Source organism: Microbulbifer litoralis (assembly GCF_023634065.1).
GTDB lineage: Bacteria > Pseudomonadota > Gammaproteobacteria > Pseudomonadales > Cellvibrionaceae > Microbulbifer > Microbulbifer litoralis.
This window is the reverse complement of sequence record NZ_JALKCV010000013.1, coordinates 144,395-169,428: the sequence shown is the minus strand read 5'-3', so window position 1 is coordinate 169,428 and position 25,034 is coordinate 144,395. Positions and strand designations below refer to the sequence as shown.

Sequence of the window (25,034 nt, the reverse complement as noted above, 5' to 3'; positions counted from 1 at the left end):
ACCATGAGCGCCATCGCCGCCGTGGATATGGCGCTGTGGGATATCGTGGCCAAGGTGGCGGGGCTGCCGCTCTACCAACTGCTCGGCGGCGCCTGTCGCGAGGGCTGCATGGTCTACGGCCACGCCAACGGCGAGACCATCGAGGAAACGGTGCAGGAGGCCCGGCGCTATGTCGAGATGGACTATCGCGCCGTGCGCCTGCAGAGCGGCGTACCCGGGCTGAAATCCACCTACGGCGTCTCCAGGGACAAGAATTTCTACGAGCCCGCGGACGCGGACCTGCCCACGGAAAACCTCTGGTCGACGGAAAAATACCTGCGCAGCGCGCCGGAACTCTTCGCCGCGGCGCGGGAACAGCTCGGTTGGGACGTGCACCTGCTGCACGACGCCCACCACCGCATGACGCCAATCGAGGCGGCGCGACTGGCAAAAGACCTGGAACCCTACCGCCTGTTCTGGCTCGAGGATGCGGTGCCGGCGGAAAACCAGGAAAACTTCCGACTGATCCGCCAGCACAGCACCACACCGCTGGCCGTGGGCGAGGTGTTCAACAGTATCTGGGACTGCAAGCAGCTGATCGAAGAGCAATTGATCGACTATATCCGCGCGACGGTACTGCACGCTGGCGGCATCACCCAGATGCGCCGCATCGCCAGCCTCGCCGACCTGTACAAGGTGCGCACCGGCTGCCACGGCGCCACTGACCTGTCGCCGGTCACCATGGCCGCGGCGCTGCATTTCGGCCTGTCGATCCCGAATTTCGGCATCCAGGAATATATGCGGCACACCGATGAAACCGATGCGGTATTCCCGCACGGCTACAGCTTCAACGACGGATACCTGCACCCGGGAGAACAGCCCGGCCTGGGTGTGGATATCGACGAGGAGGCGGCCAGGGCCTTCCCCTACCGGCGCGCCTACCTGCCGGTAAACCGGCTGCAGGACGGCAGCATGCACGACTGGTAAGCGGCGCAGCGCTGGACCACGCAGGCGAATAGCCGGGCCCGGCGCCAAGGCGGCGTATGGGCCCCCGCCCGACGCCACTGATAGCGCTATTTTTTTCAAAAGAAATGTAAACGTTTACATTTTAAAAGGATTGCCCGGCCTTTTAATGAGAACTCAAGTTTCGGAGTTGAGAAGCCTTGAAAACAGGCACAAAGCCGGGTGGCGTGGCCCTTTGAGGGACCTTATGAGACAGGGATGTCGATTAGAGCCTACAGGGACGTACTTGCTGGGGGGCGCCTAGCTCGTGTCCCGCAAAGGGCCACGCCACCCGGCGCCCCGATCCGAACCCCGAAACTTGAGTAAAAAATTAGTGGGCCGGACATAAAAAGCCTGTCCGCAACGGGCGGGCATAATCAGAAAGCACTCCTCCTCTACCGGCAGCATTGGTGCGAGAGCGACAATGGGAGAAAAACCATGCGCTTTAACCAGACCAGAGGTAATAATCTCAGACTCACTGTAGCGGTATTCATCACATCGGTGGCCGCGCTGTTTGCGGCGGCGGCCGGTGCCCAGACGCTGACCCAGAACGACACGGGTACCCACCAGGGTTACTTCTATTCGTTCTGGACCGACGCCCCCGGCACGGTATCCATGACGCTGGGCTCCGGCGGCAACTACAGCTCCTCCTGGAGTAACACCGGCAACTGGGTCGGCGGCAAGGGCTGGAATCCCGGCGGGCGCAGGAGCGTCAACTACTCTGGCACCTTCAATCCATCCGGCAACGGCTACCTGGCCCTGTACGGCTGGACGAGAAACCCGCTGGTGGAGTACTACATTGTCGAAAACTGGGGCAGCTACCGGCCCGGTGAAAGCGGCACCTATTTTGGCACCGTGACCAGCGATGGCGGTACCTACGATATCTACCGCACCCAGCGGGTCAACCAGCCCTCCATCGACGGCACCGCCACCTTCTACCAGTACTGGAGCGTGCGCCAGCAGAAGCGGACCGGCGGCACCATCACCACCGGCAACCACTTCGACGCCTGGGCCAGCTACGGCATGAACCTGGGCAACCACGACTACATGGTGCTGGCGACCGAGGGTTACCAGAGCAGCGGCAATTCCAATATCACCGTCGGTGGCACCGGCAGCAGCGGTGGAGGCAGTGGCGGCAGCAGCAGCGGCGGTTCCACCCCCAGCAGCACGGAAATCGTCGTGCGCGCCCAGGGCGCCAGCGGCCAGGAGCATCTCAACCTGCGCGTCGGTGGCACCGTCGTCGCCGACTGGAACCTGGGCACCGGCATGCAGGATTACACCTACTACGGCAGCGCCGCCGGCGACCTGCAGGTGGAGTACGACAACGACGCCAGCGGCCGCGACGTGACCCTGGACTATGTCTACGTCAACGGCGAAACCCGCCAGGCCGAGGATATGGAATACAACACCGCCACCTACGCCAATGGGGAGTGCGGCGGCGGTTCCTATTCGGAGACCATGCACTGCAGCGGTGTGATCGGTTTCGGCGGCACCGGCGACTGTTTCAGTGGCAGCTGTGGTGGCAGCGGCAGCAGTGGCGGTAGCGGGGGCAGTGGCAGCGGCGGCTCCGGCGACACCACCATCACCGTGCGCGCGCGCGGCACCGCCGGCGGCGAGCATATCAACCTGCTGGTCAATGGCAGCGCCGTGGCCGACTGGACGCTGAATACCAGCGACCAGAGTTACACCTACACCGGCAGCGCCTCTGGCGATATCAACGTGCAGTTCGACAACGACGGCGGCGACCGGGATGTGATTCTCGACTATATCGTCGTCAACGGCGAAACCCGCCAGGCGGAAAACATGGAGTACAACACCGCCACCTACGACGGCGAATGCGGTGGTGGCTCCTATTCGGAGACGATGCACTGCAACGGCGTGATCGGCTTTGGCGACAGCCAGTAGCCCAACCAAAGGAGCGTGGCCGCATTGCGGCCCGTTCTTTATAACCTCACCGTAAAATCGATGCTCACGAATAGCCCTGAGTTACGGCACTTTCCACTGTCAGCGACCATCCCCTCCGGGTTTCTGGACAAGCGCCGAAACAATGCGACGTACCAACGGGAGTACAAGCAACAGACAGGGAAAAGCGACCAGCCAGGACATGAGCCAGGCATTCATCCAATCCGCCAGGAAATCGCCGGAGAGACCGACACTGGTCAGTGTTGAAATGCCAGAAACGATGCAGGACATAAGAACCGACAGCACCAAAGGCATCACGGCAGCGTTGTAGCGAGCCGGAAGCTTTCCGGGTTTTCTAAAAAATGAAGTTCGAATATTCGACATGATGACAGTCCTTGACGACAAAGCGTTATGTAACAGCATAGAGAAATAAAAAGCAGATAGCCTGGCAGACAATGCGAATACGGGAAAGTGTCTGAAAATGAGCAAGACCACAATATTTCAACCAGATTTGCATCAGGGAATTCCGAATCAGTACTCGACCCCATACCTTCCCGTTTTGGGCTGACCATCTGGGTAATTCCCCCACTGTCAGGTTTCACTCATATATCACTAACTGGAAGGAAGATGCCTTGAGACATCCCATTTCTGCGCGATCTCTCCACCAGAAAACCCTTGCGCCAACTCCTCGATGTAAGTGCGCAGGGAACGTGGTGGACGTTCCAGAATCGTGCGCAGTGTCAAGTCATTGCCACCAAGCCCGTAAGCGGCATAGTGATCATGAACGTTGGCCAGCAACCGCAGCTTCTCCCCGCTATAGGGCAACTGGACCTTGCCAGCCCAGGCCTCAAACCCCGGAGCAGCGGCCTCGATCCGCTGTCCCAATGCCCCACTCATGAGAGAGGCGATTTCCCGACGATTCGGCCGCTCCGAAGCGCACAGTTCGAATGTGCCATAGGCCAGGCGATCCTCGACCAGTGCAATAGCAGCCACCTCCGCAACATCCCGGTAGTCAACTCTGGCAATCCTTACCGTAGTGGGGAAAGGCTCGGCAAAAGTACCGTCTCTGACCACGGAATCCCAGGTGGCCCCGATGTTCTGGAAAAAATTGGCGGGATGCAGAATCGTATATTCCATTCCTGACGTGAACAGTGCCGTCTCGACCGGGATCTTACTGATATGGTTCGGCAACTGACTGTTTGTAGGTTGGATCACGGATGAGAAAACGAACTTACGCACCCCCGCCGCTCTTGCCACATCCACGAGGGTGACCCCCAGCTCCGCCTCATCGGGCTCAAAGGCCGGACCGATGTGAAACACACCGTCAACTCCCCGCATCGCTTCGGCCAGGCTCCCCCTGTCCCGCAGATCACCGATCGCTATTTCAACGGCACCACGTTCACGAACAATCCCACCCCTGCCCGGATCGCGCACCAAAGCTCTTACCCGGGCCCCGCGCTCGGCCAGCGCGGGGACCACCAGGCCGGCGAAGCGCCCGGTCGCACCGACAACAAGAATGGTAGGACTGAAGTTACCCATAGCTAGTCTCCTGTAGTTCTCTTTCAGGGGCACAGTGACGATGCTAATCTATTCGCTATCAGTGATAATCCCTTTATATTGAGAATCACTTTCCCGGAGATCAGGATAATCAACATGGAACGCCTGGAAGACCTCGAAGCATTCATAGCGGTGGTGGAGCAAGGCGGATTGACGGCCGCAGCCCGGCGGCTCGATCGCCGTGTTCAAGCGGTGAGCCGTTCCCTTGCCAGTCTGGAGAAGAGCTTGGGTATTGAACTGGTGCAACGAACAACGAGAAGGTCGACACCCAGCGAGGCGGGGCTCGCCTTCTACCGCCGAGTCAAACCGGCTCTCGAAGAAATCGCGGAAGCGCGACTCGAAGCTGCCGACAACCGCCTCGAACCGTCGGGACTGTTGCGTATCGGGGCACCCGTGCTGTTTGCACCTGTCTACTTGGTACCTCTCGTCGCAGAGTTTATGAAACGTTATCCAAAGGTCGACGTCGAGCTCAAACTGTCGGACAGATTCGTCGATTTCGCGGAGGAGGAGCTCGACCTCGCGATCCGTATCGGTCACCTACCCGATTCCGACCTGAAAGCCAAGCGGCTGGGCGAACTGCGCAGGGTGACATTCGGCGCGCCGGGATATTTCGCACGTTGCGGCCGACCACAACATCCTGCCGACCTGAAAGATCACGCGTGCATACTCCGAACAGTTGACCGGCGTCCGGGAACATGGACATTCCAGATCGAAGGCAAACCCTATTCAATACAGGTATCCGGGTCCTTCAGCGCGGATACGATGAAAGCCATCTACGCCGCCGCAACACACGAGCTGGGTATCGGTTTTTCTCCGCTCTGGCAGATTCGCGACCTTGTCGAGGAGGGCAAGGTCGAATTGATCCTCACCTCGTTCGAGCCCCCGCCGGTTCCGGTACATATTATCTGGCCCCCAGGCAGATCGCCGCTGGCGAAAACCCGAATATTCAAGGACTATCTTGTGGAGCACTGGCAGGATATCGGATTGGCATAACGCTTTGGAGCCACACCTTGCTGGAATGCAAATACCTACCGGGGTTTGGCTATCGCGGTTGCACGGAGAAGCGTATACAACCTGATCGCATAGCGGATCGGAAACCCCAATTCCAGCTCCAGCCTTAACCTTCTTCAGTAGGTCTGGCGCAATGCTTGGCAATAAATTCTGAATGCGCCGGCATCGCCTCCACGGACCTGTCGATTACGCTTTTGATCTCCGCCATCCGCGCCGCCAGCATTTCGTCCGGCATCACGTCCACCAGCGGGTGATAGGATTGCGGTATGATTCCCTGCCCGACCATCACCTCCATCCAGCTCAATTCATTGAACAGCTCGCCGTCGACACGCACGATACGACCGTTTTTCCGGAACTGGCCGATTTTCTGCAACAGGGTTTCCGGCAATTCCATCGTGCGGCAGTAACGCCAGAACTCCGAATCGTCGCGCTCGGTGGCGCAGTAGTGCAGGATCAGGAAATCGCGGATACGATCCATTTCAAAGTGCGTCTGGCGGTTGTACTCGTCGATATCCTCCACATCGAAATGGCGGTTCGGAAACAGTGTCAACAGCCGCGCGATGGCGGATTGCACCAGGTGGATACTGGTGGATTCCAGCGGTTCCATAAAGCCGCTGGCCAGGCCGATAGCGACACAGTTCCTGTGCCAGAATTTCCGCCGCTTGCCGGTGGTAAATTTCAGCAGCTTGGGCTCCGCCAGCGGCGCGCCGTCGAGATTCTGCAGCAGCATGTCCCGGGCCTCGCCGTCATCCATAAAGCGGCTGCTGTAAACGTGGCCGTTGCCGGTGCGGTGCTGTAACGGAATGCGCCACTGCCAGCCGGCCGGCCGCGCGGTGGAGCGCGTATAGGGGACGGGATCGCCGGCGCTCTCACAGGGCACGGCCCAGGCGCGATCGCAGGGCAGCCAGTGGCGCCAGTCCTCGTAGCCGACCCCGAGCGCCTCGCCGACCAACAGGCCGCGGAAGCCGGTGCAGTCGATAAACAGGTCCGCCCCGATGGATTCGCCGCTTTCCAGCGCCACCGACTCGATAAAGCCATTGTGCGGGTTGAGATTGGTGCGGCGGATTCTGCCCTCGGTGCGCACCACCCCGCGCTGTTCGGCAAACTCCCGCAGATAGCGGGCGTAGAGAGCGGCATCGAAGTGGAAGGCGTAGACGATATTCGACAGCGGCGAGTTGCCGGCATCGATCGAGCGCATGAACTTCCCCTGCTGCGCCGCCAGCGCAGCCAGGGTGTAATCGCCGATAGCGCCCGCGCGTCCGGCCAGATGTTCCTTCAGCCAGTAGTGGTAAAAGGGAATCGCCTCCATATCCCTGCCCACTTCGCCGAAGGCGTGGGTATAGGAACTGCCTTTCCGGTACCAGTCGACAAACTGGATGCCCAGTTTGAAGGTGCCGCGGGTGCGTCGCAGGAAGTCGTCCTCGTCCAGGCCCAGCAGCCGATTGTAGAGCTGTACCTGCGGAATTGTCGCCTCACCGACACCGACAGTGCCTATTTCCTCCGATTCCACCAGTTGGATCCGGCAACCGCGTTCCCTGAATATTTTTGCCAGCGCGGCGGCGGTCATCCAGCCGGCGGTGCCACCGCCGGCAATCAGGATTTTTCTTATGTTCCTGTCAGTCATGGCAAACCCCGACAATCGACCGCCACTCCAGTAAAGGGTCGGAGCTAACCCGCCCCGGCCTGCACTGGATACCGGCATGCGCCGGTATGACGAATCGATGATTGCTCGATCTGGATCTCAACGTTGGACATCCAGCCTTCATTAAATCAAAAAAAAGCGCACTGCCGAAACAGTGCGCAACCGGAGAGATGACTACGTCGGTGTAGCCAGGTCAGAAAGTGGCGCGGGCGACCAGCGCGTAGCGGCGGTCCTGGATAAACCAGGAGCGCGCCGCCTCAGTGCCGTCGTTATCGAGCACCATCAGGGTCTCGGCCTGGGTATCCAGCAGGTTGGTGGCCTGCAGGCCGACGGTCACGCCGTTGTCAAAATGGTAGAACAGGGAGCCGTCCAGGTAGCCGGCGTCGTCGTTGAAGATCGGGTATTTGCTGATTTCGTCGCGGGTGGTCAGCAGGTACTTGGAGCGCCAGTTATAGGCCAGGCGCGCCGCCCAGGGGCCCTTCTCGTACATGCCGACGATATTGTAGGTATGTTCCGACACGCCCCGTAGCGGCAGTTGGGTGATATCCGGTAACGGGTAGCGCTCTTCCTCCTCTTCCCCGGTCACCGGCGCCGCCAACTGCGACTGCGCGGTGTTCTTCAGGCCGGAGTCGATCCAGGTGTAATTCAACTGCAGTCCCAGGCCGTCAAAAGGCGCCGGCAGCATATCGTAGAACTGCTGGTAGGCCAGCTCCACGCCCTGCATAAAGCCGTCGCCGCCGTTGACCGTGGTTTCAAAATCCACCGTCTGTACCTGGCCGGTAGCCGGGTTGGCGAAATCCCGCGGGAAGGCCCCCTTGATAAAGGTGTCGCTCAGGTCCTTGTAGAACAGTGAACCGGTAAAGGAGCCCACTTCGGCGAAATACCACTCCAGGGACACGTCGTACTGGATGGATTCCATCGGCCACAGGTAGGGGTTGCCGCCGGAACCGGTCCAGTTCACCGGCGCCACGGATTTGATATCGGTGCCGATATCGTCTTCGCCATCGCCGGACGGCTCCGGTGCATTGGGGGAGAGTTCGTCCGGCGACAGTCGCACCACACCCAGCTGGCGCAGTCCAAGCACGGCCTGGTTTTTCACTTCCGACATATCCGGCAGTGCAATCGCCTTGGACACCGCAAAGCGCGTCAGCAGGTCATCGTTCAATTCCAGTTTCAGGTTGAAACTCGGCAGCACGGTGCTGTATTTGCTCCAGCCCTCTTCCTCGGTAAAGGCGTCGTTGCCAAAAGCTTTCTCCGAGGCCGTAAGCCAGTTGTTGGGATCGCGGGCGTAGGCAATGGCTTCCTTTACCGTTTCATAGCGACCGTCGGCCACCGCCTGTTCACCCCAGGCGTAAACCGCGTCGTAGTCGTCCAGGTCCACCGGCGCGCCATCCGGGTAGGGCAGCCCCAGCAGGTCCGGGTACTGGATCGAACCCAGTGCCTCCCGCTCCAGTTCCACATAGCGCAGGCCCACATTGCCCTCAAAACGCAGCGCTGTTTCGTCGGAGCCGAAATCCAGGCGCAGGTAAGCGGCGCGGTTGGTCTCGGTGGTGTCATACACTTCCGGAGCCTGGAAAATACCGTTGGCGACGATATCGTCGCGGGACGGATAGGGCTCCCAGGGTTCCCCCAGCGAAGAGATATAGATTTCCCGCTGGCCCTTGGCCACTGCTTTCACAAAATCCGCGTCGGGGAACAGGAAGCCGCCACCGGGCACGCTGAGCACACCGCCGCGGTGAAAATCGCTGAAGCTCACATACTCGTAACCCTGGTCCGCGACGCGCCCGTCGGTCAGGTAGATGGCCTCGTTCCACTCGGCGCCGATGGCACCCCAGTTATAGGAAGTACTGCGCACCGTCTGCTCACGCTCGGCCAGACGCGCACCGAATTTTGCCGCCCGCACGAGTCCCAGAGGCTCCTCGCTGAAGTGGTAGGTGCCATCGAACCGCCCGGCGATGGATTCACCCTCGGAGCGCTCGTAGTGGTCCATGGCCGAGCGCCACCAGTAGTTGTCCGGGTTCTTGAACCAATTGGGATCGTCGCTGCCGTCGTAGGGCGCGTAGGGATTCTGCAGCACCAGTTCCGGTGTCTCGCCGCTGGCGTCATAGTCCTGCGCCATCCACTGGCCGAGCGCCACCTGCAGGTCGTCGTCGGCCGTTTCCGCCTGGATATACTGCAGGTCGAAGTTGTATTCCCAGTTGTCGTTGGGCGTCACCTTCAGGTTCAGGGCGAAATCGTCCACCACCGTGTGGGTGTCCTTGTAGCGGGTATCGGTCTGGAATTTGGTGCCGAACTGGCCGTCGTCCGGCGCGTAACCGCCGCGCCAACCGTCCTCTGTGACCAAGGCGCCCTGCTCGAAAACACCGTCGTCATTGAATGAAAACTCGGTGCCGTCCAGGGCGCCGACATTGCGCGCGCCGTCGTAGGAATCGCCCTGGTACTTGACCGCGTTCTCAACCCACGAAAGGCGCGCGTCCGAGCGCATGAACTGTGCCGTGGCGAGCAGGGTTTCGTCCGGGTCCGCCCACTGGAAAGCGGCCGCATAGCCCTTGCGGGTGCGATCGTCGTGTTTCTTGAAAAAGTTGGAGGCATTGGGTACCCAGACGGTGTCGAAACCCTCGGCGCCGGGCAGACCGGCGGCGTCGTATTCCAGGTAGGTATCCGACTGGATGCCGTGGGATGTGCCCTTCAGTTCCGAATGGGCGACGTTTAGCAGCAGGCCGAACTCCCCTGCACCGGTCATCCAGCGGTCGCTGTAGAGTGCGGACAGCGTCGGTGTCCCCTCCTCGTCCAGGTCGCCCAGGGAATAATCGCTGGAAACCGAAAAGGTCTGTTCCGGACTGTCGAACGGCTTGCGGGTGCGCAGGCTGACGGTGCCGCCGATACCACCCTCGATCATGTCCGCCGACTGGTTCTTGTAGATATCCACCCCGCCCATCAGTTCCGGCGGGACATCCTGGAACGACAGGCCGCGACCGGAATTGGCGGTGAAGGAATCGCGGCCATTGAATTCGGAGCGGGTCGCGGTCATGCCGCGGATAATGGCGCCGGAGCCCTCCACACTGAAGTGGTCCGGATCGTCCGAGCCGGCAAAGCGCTCGATGGAAACCCCGGGCATGCGCTGCATGGCCTCCAGCACACTGCGGTCCGGCAGTGAGCCCATATCCTCCGAGGAGATCGAATCGACAAAGGTATCCGCGTTGCGCTTGGTCTCCTGGGCACTCTGCAGGTTGTAGCGCACGCCACTGACGATCACTTCCTCCATGGCCGCCGGGCCCTGGGATTCCGTGTCCTCGCTGTCCTGGGCAAAGGCCTGCTGGGCGCCGATTGTGGTAGCGGCCAGGGTGATGATCACCTCGGAGAGTTTGTTCTTCTTGAACATGGGTTGCTCCCATCTCGCTTTTCCGCCGTATGCTCACGGGCCCGGCTGGCGGGGCCCGACGGAACTACCGCGGTTCGTTATTGTTATGCCGGCGTCGGCTTGTTTCTCTTATTGGTACCGCTAACAATTAAAAGAATCAAACAGCTTGCCTCGCCCTGTCAAGCCCTTTCGCGCAAACGGAATGCCACTTGACAAGCAATATTGTAAACGTTTACACCTGATGTTAGCGTTAACGCAATCGGCTCCGGGGCGCAGTCCCGGGACCGCGAGCAGCAAGCCGGGCGCCGTTGCGCCACGAAAAGAATAAGTAAGTCGGACTTGCGCGATTCCAGCGATGACACACTCGACCGATACCACCAGTGTGCCCGCCCTCCGCGTCGACTCCCCGCGGGTGGCCGCCGTTGTGCGCAACGGCACCGCCCGCGAATACAGGGTTATCCACAACAACAGAACCCGCAACAACGGGCAAACGGGAAGGGTATGACCATGAGAAAAGACCTGTTCAGGATCGCGATGCTGAGCCTCGCCGTGGCATCGGCCGGCTGTACCAACAAGGATACCGAGGGCCCGGACACCACCGCGCCAACAGATAACAACGCGGCGCCCATCGCCGAGGCCGGCGCGGACAAAATCGCCAGCGCCGGCCAATCCGTGACTCTGAACGGCAGCGGCAGCGATAGCGACGGCACCGTCACCGGCTACAACTGGAGCCAGGTCAGCGGCCCCTCGGTAACGCTGGATGCCGGCGGCGACGGCACCGCCACCTTCACCGCCCCGCAGACCGAAGAGGCGACAAGACTGGAATTCGAGCTGCGCGTCGGCGACGACGGCGGCGCCACCAGCGAGGCGGACCCGGTGACCGTCACCGTGTGGCCGCAGCAGGACAGGTTCTTCGGCACCGCCACCGAGAACGATGACGACTACCTGGATCTGCTCACCTATTTCGACCAGGTGACCCCGGGCAACGCCGGCAAGTGGGGCAGTGTCGAGGCCACCCGCGACCATATGGACTGGACGGGCCTGGACACCGCCCACGACTTCGCCAAGAACCACAACCTCCGCTACAAGCACCACACACTGTTCTGGGGCCAGCAGCAGCCGGGCTGGCTGGCGGACCTCAGCGTGGAAGAACAGCGCGCGGAAATCGGGGAGTGGCTGGTCGCGGTCAGGGAGCGCTATGCCCCCGACGAGGGCATGCCGCTGGACATGATCGATGTGGTCAACGAGCCCCTGCACGCACCGCCCGCCTACAAAGAGGCGCTCGGCGGCGACGGCGAAACCGGCTGGGACTGGCTGATCACTGCCTTCGAACTGGCCCGCGAACACTTCCCCGATTCAAAGCTGATCCTCAACGACTACAACATCCTGAACCTGGAGGAAAACAGCGAAGATTACCTGATGGTGGTGAAACTGCTGCGGGATCTCGACCTCCTCGACGGCATCGGCGTACAGGCGCACTTCCTGGAGCAGGTGTCCGGCAGCGAAGTGCAGCGGAACCTGGACCTGCTGGCCTCCGCCGGCCTGCCGATCTACATCTCGGAACTGGACGTCAACTACGCCGACGACGCCCGCCAGGCCAACAAGCTGCGCCAGCTGTTCAGTATTTTCTGGAACCACCCGGCGGTCGCCGGCGTCACCCACTGGGGCTACCGCGAGGGCGCCACGTGGCGCGAAAACGCCTGGTTGCTGAACAGCGACGACACCGAGCGCCCGGCGCTGGCGTGGCTGAACTGCTACCTGCAGGAATTCGCCGACAGCGAGCAGGACGCGACGTCACCGCAAGCACCCGCCTGCGACCACCTGGTGCCGGAATATACGCCCGCCGGCTGGGCCGGCGACGAATCCGGTGTGACACTGGAAGCGGAACTGTTCGATCGGGGCGAGGGCCTGCTGGCTTCCGGCAACATCATCTCCAACGTCGACGTCGGAGACTGGATCGCATTCCAGGGCGTGGAATTCCGGCAGGGCTGGGACGGCCTCAAGGTGCGCTACGCCAAGGGCGGGGACACGACCGGCAGAATCTCCGTGCGCCTGGACTGCGACAACATCAACAGCTGCAGCGAAGTCGCCAGCGTTCCCCTGCCCCCCACCGGCGGCTGGAACACCTTCAGTACTGTCGATATCGACTGGGCGCCGATGGACGACGGGCACGATGTCTACCTGCGCTTTATGGACGTGGCCAACGTGGGCAATATCGACTGGCTGCGCTTCTTGCCTTCGGCAGTGACACAAGTAAACCTGGTGGAAGACGGCGGCTTCGAGGGTGACACCATCGACTCCGGCTGGAGCATCTGGTACACCGATACTGGCGAACTCGCGCTCACCGACATGGCGAATTCCGGCAGCCAGGGCCTGAGCCTGTCCGGCCGCACCAACACCGGTGCCAATCGCGCCTCTTACGACCTGACCGGTAAAGTAGAAACTGGCGTGACTTATCCGGTAAGCGCCCGGGTTACGCACTCAGGCCCCGATGTGGCCCCGGTCACGCTCTCCTACAAGCTGCGCTGCAATGATGTTCCGGACGAGGAATCCACTTACCACGGTATCGATGCCAACAGCGAAGTAACCGCGAATGAATGGACGCAACTCTCCGGAGAACTGGAAATCCCCGCAGACTGCGGCGTTATCAACGAAGTGCGTATCTATTTCGAGAATACGCCGCTCGACGTGGAAACACTCTACTATGACGACGTGGAGGTTCTGGGCTGGGGCATCTCTGCACCGGAGCCCGAGGAAGACGACAACCTGGTAAACGACGGCGGTTTTGAAGGCGATTCGCTGGATGGCAACTGGAGCGCCTGGTACACGGACGGCACTGTACTCGGGCTGACCTCCGAACGCTTCCAGTCGGGAACCGGCAGCCTGAAAGTCTCCAACCGCCAGGAGAATTCCAATCCCTCCTACAACCTGACCGGCAAAGTGGAAAACGGCCAGCAGTACCCGGTCAGTGCCTGGGTATTCCACACCGGCGCGGACGCCGAAGCGGTGACCCTGTCGGCCAAGCTGGCCTGTACCGATGGCGAGCAATACCCGCGTATCTTTGATGGCGACACCGAGGATCCCCTGCCGGCCAACCAGTGGGTCAGGCTCGAAGGTGTACTGGAGATACCGGCGGGCTGCGATGCCAGTGAGGCACGTCTCTACTTCGAGGGAACACCGCTCGACGTGGAGACCCTCTATATCGACGACCTATCGGTCCTGTCCGCCGACGGCGAGCCTGAACCGGAGCCTGAACCGGAACCCGACAACCTGATCCCCAACGGCGGTTTTGAAGACAATGCCGACGGCTGGGGCGCGGGATGGGCCGGCGGTGAAGTGGCGCGATCCACCGAGCAGGCCAGTGCAGGCAACCACAGCCTCAAGGCCAACGGCTTTGGCGACAGCGGCGCCTACGCCGCCTACATGCTGACGGACGCAGTCACAGCCCCAGCTACTCGGTCACCGCGCGGGTGTGGCACAACGGCACCGGAGACACCCCCGTACGCCTCGTCGGTCTGGTCAAATGCGACGGCGAGAGCGATGACTACCAGTGGCTGCACAACAACGAGGCGGTGGCAGCGGAGACCTGGACCGAACTCTCCGACCTGCCGCTGGAAATTCCGGTCTGCGATATTACCGAGGTACAGCTCTATTTCGAAAACACGCCTGCCGGTGTGGACGTCTATATAGACGAGGTTTCGGTGATCGCGCAGTAAAACGGAAACATATCCAGTGTGGTAATCCCGGGGCGCCGACAGGCGCCCTTTTTCCAGGCCACCACTTCCAATAATACGTACAACGCACCCTGCGAAATTTTAACCAGAAGTATCGAATTATGAAACTCAGTCCCAACCTGCTGCCCCGCCTGCTGCTTCTCCTGGCCGCCCTGCTGCTGGCCGGACGCGCCGCGGCGCTGGGCGATCCGTCCTTCGTCAGCGACAGCCCCGGCAAAAACGCCGTACGCATTGTAGAGGGTGCCAACACCGCCACCCTCTACCGCGATACCAACGCGGACACCGCCATCGCCCTGGCCCTCGGCCACCTGCAGCGGGATATCGAGCGGGTGACGGGCGAACGGCCGGCGCTGGTCTCCGACCCGCGGCGACTCGGCACACAGGCGATCATCGTCGGTGAAATCGGAAAAAGCCCCTTGATCGACCGGCTGGTTGCGGAGAAAAAAATCAATATCGGCGAAATCGAAGGCCAGTGGGAAGGCTACCTGATCCGGGCGCTCAGCAATCCGTTCGACGGCGTCGAGCAGGCGCTGGTCATTGCCGGCAGCGATCGCCGCGGCGCCGCCTACGGCCTCTACACCATCAGCGAGCAGATCGGCGTCTCGCCCTGGTACTGGTGGGCCGATGTGCCGGTAAAAAAATCCGAAAACCTGTTTATCAAGGCGGATACCCGCATCGTCGACCGGCCGCAGGTCAGGTATCGCGGGATTTTCCTCAATGACGAGGCGCCGGCACTGACCGGCTGGGTGCAGGAGAAGTTCGGCGACTACAACCACGAATTCTACCAACACGTGTTCGAACTGCTGATGCGCCTCAAGGCCAACTATTTATGGCCGGCCATGTGGAACAACGCCTTCAACGACGACGATCCACTGAATATGGTGCGCGCCCACCAGTACGGCATCGTCATGGGCACCTCCCACCACGAGCCGATGATGCGCGCCGACAAGGAATGGAACCGCCACGGCACGGGCGACTGGGACTACGCCTCCAACCCGCAAAACCTGTATCAATTCTGGCAACAGGGCGCGCGCCGCAACAAACCCTACGACAGTATCTACACCCTCGGCATGCGCGGCCAGCAAGATACGCCCATGAGCGAAGAGCAGAATATCAGGCTGCTCGAAACCATCGTCCGCGACCAGCGCGAGATATTGAAAGACGTCTTCGACGATCGGGACATCAGCGAGGTGCCGCAGGTCTGGGCGCTGTACAAGGAGGTGCAGGGCTACTACGAGAATGGCATGCGCGTCCCGGACGACGTGACACTGCTGTGGTCCGACGACAACTGGGGCAATCTCCGCCGCCTGCCCACCGCGGAGGAGCGCGACCGCAGCGGCGGCGCCGGGGTCTACTATCACTTCGACTATGTGGGCGGGCCGCGCTCCTATCGCTGGATCAATGTCACTCCCATCGCCAAGGTCTGGGAACAGATGAACCTGGCCTACCAGTATGACGCGCGCCGCATCTGGCTGGTCAATGTCGGCGACCTGAAGCCGCAGGAATTTCCCACGGAGTTTTTCCTGCGCCTGGCCTGGGACCCCGCCGACTGGCCGAAAGAGCGGCTGGAGGAATTCGGTCAACTCTGGGCCGCGCGGGAATTCGGCACCGAGCACGCCGCGGAAATCGGGGAACTGGTCACCGGTTACAGCCGCCACAACGGCCGCCGCAAACCGGAACTGATGGCGCCCGACACCTACAGCCAGCTCCACTACCGCGAGGCGGACCGCATCAGCGCGGAGCTGGCGGCGATGGTGGAAAAGGCGGAAAGCATTGACCGGCAGCTGGATGAAGAATACCGGGACGCATTTTTCCAACTGGTGCAGCACCCGGTCAGGGCGACACAGATCATCAGCGAACTCTACAATGCCACGGCCAAGAATCGCCTCTACGCCCGGCAGGGTCGCGCCAGTGCCGGCGACTATGCCAAACACGCCAAAGCGCTGTTCGAGGCCGACGCCGCACTGGCGAAGCGCTACCACCGCATCAACGGCGGCAAGTGGAATCACTTTATGGACCAGACCCATATCGGCTATACCCACTGGAACAACCCGCCGCGCAATACCATGCCGGTCACCTACGACTACCGTCCGCACGACGCGGCGGATATGGGCGTGGCCGTCGAGGGCAGCGCCGACTACTGGCCGGCCAGCGGCGCACTGGCACTGCCGCCGTTCAGCCCCTACGGGCCGGAAAATCATTACATCGACGTCTTCAACCGCGGCACTGCGCCCTTCGATTTTACCGCGACGCCCAGTGCCGACTGGATCCGGGTCAGCAAAACCGAGGGCGCGGTGAAAGTCGGCAAGCGCCTGCGGGTTTCCATCGACTGGGACAAGGCGCCGGTGGGCCACAGCAGCGGCAGGATACAGATAGAGGGCACCGGCTGGGGCGGCGCCTCGATCACAGTGAAAACTTTTCAGCCGGATGTGCGCACACGGAAACATGTGCGCGGCTTTGTCGAGGCCAGCGGCCACATCGCCATCGAGGCGGCCAACTTCAACCGCAAAGGCGATGCGCACGGCAACCGCTGGGAGGAAATCGAACTACACGGGCGAACGGCGTCGTCGATCTCGGTATTTCCGGTCACTGATCGCAGCTACGACAAAGTCACCGACGCGCCCTGGGTGGAGTACGACCTCTACCTGTTCAGCAGCGGCAATATCCGCATCGACGGCCTCTTCGCCCCCAGCCTGGATTTCGCCCCGGGCCGCGGCCTGCGCTACGCGGTGTCCATCGACGGCGGCGAGCCGCAGGTGATCGATATCCTGCGCAACCAGTCCAAAGCCGCCTGGGCCGAAGCCGTGCGCAACGGCGTGCGCCGCAGCAGCAGCCGTCACACGATAGAAAAGGCGGGCCGGCACCGGCTGCGCATCTACGCACTGGACCCGGGTGTAACGCTGCAGAAACTGGTTATCGATACCGGAGGCCTGCAACACAGCTACCTGGGTCCGCCGCAGAGCCGGTATATCGCGCGATAGCTCTTTAGGAGCCTGTCTGTGGGCAGGCTCCTACGGCACGGGTTCACGAAGCCCGGTTTCTGTTCGGTTTTATTCAAGCTTCCCGCCCGGGCCCCTTCTAGTCTGTCGCGACATGGAGCAACCGACGGACTGAAGCCATGAACATCTCTAGAACCCCGACAATCCTTCAGCGGGTTTTCGGCAGGCGTTTCCCACTCGTGCGGTCACTGTTGATTGTGACACTGGCGGTAACAGTATCACCGGCCTGGGCCGAAAACGCCGCGAACCTTTACCGGAATCACTGCAGCGGCTGCCACGGCAATGCCCCGCCGGCGGTGACAATAGCGGCGGCGGAAAAGATCATTCGCGACGGCCGCCCCGCGCGCGGCATGCCCGCTTTCGGCGGTAGCCTGGATCGCGTTGAAATCCGCTCGCTGGCGCAATATCTCGGCGGGAGCGGGCAGCGCCGCGCGGTACCGGCACTGGCGCTGAATCCGGAGCGCTCTTCCGGCTACCGGGTGCTGACGTCTGAAACGGATCCGCAGCTGCGCTACCTGGGATTTTTCAATACCGGCGACAGCCTGTGCTACGACGACATCGAACTGGACGGTGTCGCCAGCCTGGAACTGGACTACGCCCACGGCGGCACGGACCCCGGCCGCTTCGCGCTACTGGCGATCGACAGCAGCGGGGAGATCATTCATCTCGGCGAAAGGGAAACACCGGTCACCGGCGGCTGGGAGACATTCCGCGATCTGCGCGTGGGCCTGGCTCGGCGACTCGAGGGATCGCACCGGCTCTGCTTCGCAGGTGTCTATGGCAGCGGCGTGTTCAATCTGCGCAGCTTTACGCCCACCTCCCGCCCGGCACAGCACGGCGCCATTACCCGGCAGTTCAGTTTCAATACCGACGGCTACCTGACCCCGGGCTACACCGGCAAAACGATTGCCGGCGGCGGCCACCGCTTTCGCGCGGAGCGGGTTGCCATCGCGCCGGGGGAGCTGTGGGCAATGGACTTCCTGCCCGGCGGCGAACTGATTGCCACGCAACTGGACGGCCGCCTGTGGCTGTTCAGGAACGGCGAGCGCCGCGGCCCGGTGCGCGGTATTCCCGCGGTGCACTACAAAGGCCAGGGCGGCCTGCTGGCAGTGACCGCGCACCCGGATTACGCGGAAAACGGCTGGCTCTACCTGACACTCGCCGACGCGACAGAGGACGGCAGCATGACCCGGGTGGTGCGCGGTCGGCTGCGGGATCTTCAATGGACAGACCAGCAGGAGATCTACCGCGCACCGGCGCGCTTCCACAGTGATACCACGCACCACTACGGCTCGCGCCTGCTGCTGCGCGACGGCTATGTATTTTTCAGTGTCGGCGACCGCGGCAACCGCGACAGCGCCCAGGACACCGGCGACCCGCGCGGCAAGATCCACCGCCTGCGCGAAGACGGCCGTCTGCCGGAGGACAATCCGTTCGGCAACAGTGTCTGGAGCTACGGCCACCGCAATCCCCAGGGGCTGGCACTGCAGCCCGCCACCAGTGCTCTCTGGTCCGCCGAACACGGTCCCCGTGGCGGCGACGAGATCAACCGCCTGCACGCCGGCCGCAACTACGGCTGGCCGCTGGCCACCCACGGTATCAACTACGACGGCACCACCATCACCGAACACACGCAGCGCGACGGCATGGAGTCACCGCTGCACCACTGGACGCCGTCCATTGGCGTATCGGCGATCGATTTCTACCGCGGCGACCGTTTCCCGGCCTGGCGTGACCAGTTGCTGGTGGGCAGCCTCGCCAGCCAGCAATTGCGCCTGCTGCAAATTGAAAACGGCAAAGTTACCGACGACGAAATACTGCTGGACAACGCCAACCGCATCCGCGATGTGCGCAGTGGGCCGGATGGATATCCGTACCTGGTGATGGGCGATGGGATCTATCGGCTGGAGCCGGTGGGGGGATAAGTGTTGTACTTCGCGCAGCTCAGTCCAACCTGCGCTTATTCTCCCTTGGATCCCGTAAACAGATATCGGGGCGACCCTGCTGCCGGGAGCTATTTGCTCAATAATCTCATCGACACAAATCGGCAGAATAGTCGATTTGAACGCTGTAGGCATCCGAAGGGCGAGGGACATGGATGCCCCGAGTTATTAGTTCTCTCAAAATTGTTTTGACCCAAACCGCCTGTCGCAGTCGTCATCCCGGACTCGATCCGGGATCCAGCGAAGAGGCCCCGTCATCCTGGATCCCGGATCGAGTCCGGAATGACGATTCAAGGGAGTAAACACAGGGCTTGCCGGTTGTCAAAAGGATTCTGGATAACGGTCAATACAATTATGAGATCCTTTATAATCGTTTCACAAACAGTCCCCGGCAGCAGGACCTTCGTTTCTGGTCTGGATATTCTTTCCCGACAATAGTCGGGCCGGCGCGCACGGTGCACCCTACACGAATTTTCGCACCAACCATTTTTTAATCCGGCAATCCGCCATAGACCTCGAACTCGTACAACGAATACCCCCAGCGGGTCGCGCGCTCGCGGGCCAGCAGGCGCACATAGCGGGCACTGACCGGATCCAGTTCTATCTCGTCGATACCGCCGTCGCTATTCGGCTGGCGGTACACCGTCGACCAGTCGCGCTCGTTGTCGGAAACCTGGATATCGTAGTCGCGACCGAAGGCGCCCTCCCACAGCAGCCTGACCCTGTCGATGCGGTAGGTCTCCCCCAGGTCCAGGTAGATCCAGTTCAGATCGTCGTAGTTGCTGGACCAGCGGGAATCCCCATCGCCGTCGCGCACGTAGCCCGGGTCGGCGGTGTACTTGCGCACCTCACTGGAGGAACTGACCGCGGAGACGCCGTGGTAGCGCGCCAGGTTGCCGCTGCCCGGCGGCCGCAGCAATACCTCGAAGGTCGTCTCGCCCACCAGGCCCCGCGGGCTCAGCGCTTCGACTTTCAGGCTGGCCGAGCCGCTGCCGCCGGTAAATTCCAGGTCGATGCGGTTATCGTCGTCGATGGCGGCGCGCACCAGTTGCGGGTTGGAATTGCCGGCGATGCGAAAACGCAGCGCTTCGTTGCCGCCGGCCAGGTGGCTGATCCGCGCCAGGTCGAAATAGTCATTCACCTCTCCAATGCCCTGCGGGAAAACGCCCGCGGCCACCTGTTCCACAATTGGGTAGCCCAGCAGCCAGCGCACACTGTTGCGCAACAACCGGCGGTAGCCGGGGTTTTCAATCGCGCTGCGACCGTGGCCCAGCGCCAGAGCCATGGCCCGGCCCTTCCGCCACGGCCGCCACCAGAGGACCGGGTGATTTTCCGCGCGCGCGATCACCTCGATTGCATCGGTATTGGTCTGCACCAGATAGAGTTCGTCCTCGATACGAAAATTGGGCTGGCCCCGGGTTACCGGGTGCTGTCGCTGGTCGTTGTAGTCGTAGCCGTACCAGGCGTCGAAGGTGAACACCTCGAACTCGTGATGGTTGTCGGCGTTGACAAAGCGACCGCCAATCAGCGCGGAATAGCGCGGTGAATTCAGGAAGCTCGCCAGCCCCGAGTGCATCGCCAGGTAGGATTTGCCCCCGGCGATAAAATCGAAAAAAGCATCCAGTTGCCGCTGCGACGGCGTCAGGAACATCGAGTTATTGATCACCAACTGGTAATCCGCCAGCGTGCGCTCGTTCAGCAGCGACAGGTCCTCGCTGACTTCCACTTCGGCGATACCGTCCAGCGCCTGCGCGATTTCCCGGTTGAAAAACTCGTGCTGCCAGTCCGGGTAGCCGTGTTGCTGGCGACTCTCGCCGTTGCCGGTAATCAGCAGCGCCCGCGGCAGCTCCGCCGCCCGCGCCGGCACCCAGTACAGCAGTGCGATTGCCACCAGCAGGGCCGCCAGTCGATAGTGTTTATTGCCCGCCATTTTTCCCTTTCCTCGAGATCAGTGGTTGATTTCCGTTTGCCGGAAAACCGCCGGAAATCGGCGGCAGCACCATCAGTACCACGGAGGAATAGGGGCAAGCTTGAAGAAAAGCGAAGGGAAGACCCCCTGACGTCAGGGATCAAAGAGACACGCTCATCCCAGCCCGCACAGGTAGGCGCGGCTCTCCTCGCCGAGGAAGAAACCGGTCAGCGGCGTTTCCAGCCGGCGGTACTCGGACGGGCTGACGCCGGCCAGCGTGCGGAAATCCCGCGAGAAATGCGCCTGGTCACTATAACCACAGCGGTGCGCCAGTTCGGTCAGGGATACGCGCGAGCGGGTCAGGCCGTGCAGGCTTTTCTGGAAACGTACCATCTTCAGCAACTGCATCGGCGTCAGCCCCACCCGCCGCCTGAACTGCTGCTGCAGATAGCGCTCACTGACACCCAGCGCCGCACACAGGGACTCGATCCGCGGCCCGGCAGTGTGAAAGAGCGCGCGCACGGCACTGTCCACCAGCCGGTAACCGCGCCCCGGCCCGCCGCTGTGTGCCAGGCGCTGCAGCAGGAGCCTCTCCGCCGCCAACGCAAACTGCTCCAGTGCCGGCCGCACAAAAGCGACATCGACCAGCGGCGCCAGCGCATCGCCGAACAGCAGCCGCAGGTCGATGGACTGGTCGCGCAGGTCCCAGATGGGCTCGTCGGTAAAGACGGAAAAACTGTGCGGGAAGAACTTGATCCCGTAATAGTGCTGGCAGCCCCGGGTGCGCAGTTCGTAGGGCCGGCTCATCTGCCCGACCAGCTCCACATCGGGATTGGCGTGAAAATCATTTTCACCGTCGCGGCGCAGCACGCGCGTGTCGATATTGAACACGATTTCCTGGCAGCCGTCCGGCAGGGTGCGGTCGCTCAGCGCCAGCGGTTGCGGCGCGCTGATCATCCAGAAGCAGTTGACGAAGGGCCGCAGCCCCCGCGCCGGCTGTATTTCCCGATACCGCATAGCCGAGATCTCCGTGACCCGTTTTTCCCGAATGGTGCACTGTCCGACGCAGCCGGATTCCCGGACGGCCTCCATTCATCGCATCCGGTCGATTGGCGCACATTTCATTTGTAAACGTTTACACCTGATGGTAGCGTTATCAAAAATAACAGAGCGGGACCGACTCTACGAGTCCGGCACCCGGAAAATAACCAGACGTATCGGCGATGATTTATTTCGACCTGGATCCGAAATCCATCCCCGCCCGGCGCACCGAATCCCCACAGGATGGTGAAAGCGCGCGGAGCCGGCAGCACTGTAGCTGCCGGTTTCCGCCACTTTCCCCGCCCCCACAGCGATCGACGGAAAACCCCATGCAATACCGACCCTCCGCCCGCGGCGCGCGCGCACTGCTCGCCGCCCTGTTTGCCTGCGCCGCACTACCGGCGGCCGCCCAGCAACTGGCCCTGAATGACCGCGACTACTTCGAAACCCGCGGTGCCAATGTGCTGGTATTCAGCAACCCGCCCGGAGGCACCTTCAACGACGCCAAGACCAGTGGTATCGAGATAGTCCAGCACGGCGTGCGCACCGCCACCAACGGCGACGTGCGCCTGCACAACACCCCGGAACAGTGGGACCCGATGGCCACGATGGTATCGCGGGAAGTACACCGCGAGGGCCGGCGCATTGATGTGGAGATGCGCTACGAGGCACTGGATTTCTCCTACCATATCCGCGGCGAGGCGCGCGACGGCGGCTTTGCGCTCAGCGTGATCCTCGACCAGCCGCTGCCGGACCAACTGGCCGGACGCGCGGGCCTGAACCTGGAATTTATCCCATCGGAGTACTTCGGCCGCGCCTACCTGATGGACAGCGAAAGCGGCCTGCTGCCGCGTGCCGCGGCCGGCGGCATGACGCTGCACGACAACGGCAGGACGGCGCCCAAACCACTGGCCTCCGGCCGACAGCTGGTGCTGGCGCCGGAAGACCCGCAGCGCCGCGTGCGTATCCGCGCCGGCGACGCCACCGCCGACCTGATGCTGTTCGACGGCCGCGCCAAGGCGCAGAACGGCTGGTACGTGGTGCGCAGCCTGCTGCCGGCGGACGCCACCGGTGTGGTGGCCGAGTGGCAGCTGGAAATCAACACGCAGCCCGACTGGCTGCGCGCGCCGGTGATCGCACACTCGCAGGTGGGCTACCACCCGCGGCAACAGAAGCGCGCGCTGATCGAGCTGGACAGCAACGACACCGCACGGCCGCCGGCTAAACTGCTGCGCATCAATGCCGACGGCCAGAGAGAGGAGTTTTTCAAAAGCGCAGTGCGCGACCGCGGCCACTACCTGCGCTACGACTACGCCGAGTTCGATTTCAGTGGTGTCACCGAGCCCGGCCTCTACCAGATCCAGTACGGCGACCAGCGCAGCGCGCCCTTCCGTATCGCCGCGGATATTTTCAGCGAGGTCTGGCAACCGACGCTGGACGTCTTCTTCCCGGTGCAGATGGATCATATGCGCGTGCGCGAGGCCTACCGCGTCTGGCACGGCGCCTCGCACCTGGACGATGCGCTGCAGGCACCGGTCAACTACGAACACTTCGATCTCTACGCCCAGGGCCCGCAGACGGACACGGATTTCAAACCCTTCGAACATATTCCCGGGCTGGACAGCGGCGGCTGGTACGATGCCGGCGACTACGATATCCGCACCCAGTCCCAGTACGCCGCCATACGGCAACTGGTGCACGCCTACGAGGAATTCGGCATCGCGCGGGACAACACCACCGTCAGCCAGGAAAAACGCTACGCGGAAATCCACCTGCCGGACGGCAAGCAGGACATACTGCAGCAGATCGAGCACGGCACCCTGGCACTGCTGGCTCAGTATCGCGCCGTCGGTCACGCGATTCCCGGCATCGTCGCCGCGCACCTGTACCAGTACCCGCACCTGGGCGAGGGCTCGACCAAAACCGACAATCTGGTTTACAGGCCGGAGCTGGATCCATTTGCCGGCGAGCGCACCGTGGGCAAGCAGTTCGACGCCGACACCAATGCACCGCGCCCGGCCAGGCGGGTCATGAACCGCGACGGAGAATTCAGCGGCGCCTTCGACGATCGCTGGGCCTTCACCAACCGCAGCTCGGCACTGGACTACGGCTCCGCCGCCGCGCTGGCCGCTGCCAGCCGCGCGCTGCGCGGCTACAACGACAAACTGGCGGAGGAGTGCCTGCAGACCGCACAAAAAGTCTGGCGCGACGAGCACAGCCGCGACCCCTTCCTGTTCCGCTTTGGCAACACCACCGGCGGCCGCCTGCAGGAGGAACAGCTGAAAGCCGCGGTAGAACTGCTGAAAACCACCGGCGACAAAACCTATGCCGACGGCCTGCGCCAGCTGCTGCCGGCGGTGCGCGACAATTTCGCCTTCAATATTCCCGAGCTGGTCACGGCCATGCCGCTGATGGACGGCGACTACCGCACACAGATCCGCGAACTGGCCGAAGACTTCGCGCAGAACCAGCGACAAATGGACGATGAAAACCCGTTCGGCGTGCCCATCACCGAATTCGGCTGGGCCGGCAACGGCAGCGTGATCCAGTCATCCATCGCCAACTACTACCTGCATCGCGCCTTCCCGGAACTGGTGGACGCCGGGCGCGTCTACCGCGGCCTCGATTACCTGTTCGGCACCCGCCCGGGCGGCAGCTACTCGTTCGTGTCCGGCGTCGGCGCCCGCTCGCAGACGGTGGCCTACGGCAACAACCGCGCGGATTTCTCCTTTATTCCCGGCGGCGTGGTGCCGGGCGTGCTGGTGCTGCCGCCGGACCTGCCGGAGAACCGGGACAACTGGCCATTCTTCTGGGGCCAGAACGAATATGTGATTACCGTCGGCGCCAGCTACCTGTTCCTGGCCAATGCGGCGCAGTCGCTGCTGCAGGAGGAATAATCGCCAGGCTCCTACACCGATACCGAATCGATTGAATAAAGAACTCTCTTGATGTCC

General features: G+C 62.1%; 13 protein-coding genes. 7 read left to right on the top strand and 6 right to left on the bottom strand.

Going from position 1 to position 25,034, the window contains the following annotated elements; translation table 11 throughout:
* A partial coding sequence (gene manD, locus MWN76_RS17150) for a D-mannonate dehydratase ManD (protein ID WP_250463621.1) occupies nucleotides 1-966 on the top strand: 966 nt, incomplete at its 5' end.
* 453 nt (nucleotides 967-1,419) lie between these two features.
* On the top strand, nucleotides 1,420-2,886 hold the full coding sequence (locus MWN76_RS21050) for a glycoside hydrolase family 11 protein (RefSeq protein WP_284500646.1): 1,467 nt from the start codon (nucleotides 1,420-1,422) through the stop codon (nucleotides 2,884-2,886).
* A gap of 99 nt (nucleotides 2,887-2,985) precedes the next feature.
* Here MWN76_RS21050 and MWN76_RS17135 read toward each other — a convergent pair whose 3' ends face one another.
* Nucleotides 2,986-3,267, bottom strand: a complete 282-nt coding sequence (locus MWN76_RS17135) for a DUF2798 domain-containing protein (protein WP_250463619.1) — start codon at nucleotides 3,265-3,267, stop codon at nucleotides 2,986-2,988.
* A 228-nt stretch (nucleotides 3,268-3,495) separates the two neighbouring features.
* Nucleotides 3,496-4,422 (bottom strand): NmrA/HSCARG family protein, encoded by a 927-nt coding sequence (locus MWN76_RS17130; RefSeq protein ID WP_250463617.1) that lies wholly within the window; start codon nucleotides 4,420-4,422, stop codon nucleotides 3,496-3,498.
* Between the two features lie 114 nt (nucleotides 4,423-4,536).
* On the opposite strand from MWN76_RS17130, the gene MWN76_RS17125 reads away from it, so the two are divergent.
* The gene (locus MWN76_RS17125) at nucleotides 4,537-5,433 is read left to right on the top strand and encodes a LysR family transcriptional regulator (protein ID WP_250463616.1); all 897 of its coding nucleotides are present in this window, start codon (nucleotides 4,537-4,539) and stop codon (nucleotides 5,431-5,433) included.
* Nucleotides 5,434-5,557: 124 nt separating this feature from the next.
* On the opposite strand, the gene MWN76_RS17120 is transcribed toward MWN76_RS17125, so the two are convergent.
* A complete protein-coding gene (locus MWN76_RS17120; RefSeq protein WP_250463614.1) occupies nucleotides 5,558-7,075 on the bottom strand; it encodes a tryptophan halogenase family protein in 1,518 nt (505 codons plus the stop codon).
* 211 nt (nucleotides 7,076-7,286) lie between these two features.
* Nucleotides 7,287-10,475, bottom strand: coding sequence for a TonB-dependent receptor (locus MWN76_RS17115; protein WP_250463612.1), 3,189 nt, complete (start codon nucleotides 10,473-10,475; stop codon nucleotides 7,287-7,289).
* Between the two features lie 480 nt (nucleotides 10,476-10,955).
* Between MWN76_RS17115 and MWN76_RS17110 the strand changes: the two genes are divergently transcribed.
* From MWN76_RS17110 to MWN76_RS17100, 3 genes are all read left to right on the top strand, one after another.
* A complete protein-coding gene (locus MWN76_RS17110; RefSeq protein WP_250463610.1) occupies nucleotides 10,956-14,144 on the top strand; it encodes an endo-1,4-beta-xylanase in 3,189 nt (1,062 codons plus the stop codon).
* Nucleotides 14,145-14,289: 145 nt separating this feature from the next.
* Nucleotides 14,290-17,169 carry a glycosyl hydrolase 115 family protein gene (locus tag MWN76_RS17105; protein ID WP_250463608.1) on the top strand — a complete coding sequence of 960 codons (2,880 nt, stop codon included), beginning with the start codon at nucleotides 14,290-14,292 and terminating at the stop codon, nucleotides 17,167-17,169.
* Nucleotides 17,170-17,306: 137 nt separating this feature from the next.
* A complete protein-coding gene (locus MWN76_RS17100) occupies nucleotides 17,307-19,112 on the top strand; it encodes a PQQ-dependent sugar dehydrogenase (RefSeq protein ID WP_250463606.1) in 1,806 nt (601 codons plus the stop codon).
* A 508-nt stretch (nucleotides 19,113-19,620) separates the two neighbouring features.
* On the opposite strand, the gene MWN76_RS17095 is transcribed toward MWN76_RS17100, so the two are convergent.
* The gene (locus MWN76_RS17095) at nucleotides 19,621-21,060 is read right to left on the bottom strand and encodes a ThuA domain-containing protein (RefSeq protein WP_250463603.1); all 1,440 of its coding nucleotides are present in this window, start codon (nucleotides 21,058-21,060) and stop codon (nucleotides 19,621-19,623) included.
* Nucleotides 21,061-21,213: 153 nt separating this feature from the next.
* Nucleotides 21,214-22,056 carry a helix-turn-helix transcriptional regulator gene (locus MWN76_RS17090; RefSeq protein WP_250463600.1) on the bottom strand — a complete coding sequence of 281 codons (843 nt, stop codon included), beginning with the start codon at nucleotides 22,054-22,056 and terminating at the stop codon, nucleotides 21,214-21,216.
* A 353-nt stretch (nucleotides 22,057-22,409) separates the two neighbouring features.
* Between MWN76_RS17090 and MWN76_RS17085 the strand changes: the two genes are divergently transcribed.
* Nucleotides 22,410-24,977: a glycoside hydrolase family 9 protein gene (locus MWN76_RS17085; RefSeq protein ID WP_250463597.1), complete on the top strand. Its 2,568-nt coding sequence runs from the start codon at nucleotides 22,410-22,412 to the stop codon at nucleotides 24,975-24,977.
* Nucleotides 24,978-25,034: the final 57 nt, after the last annotated feature.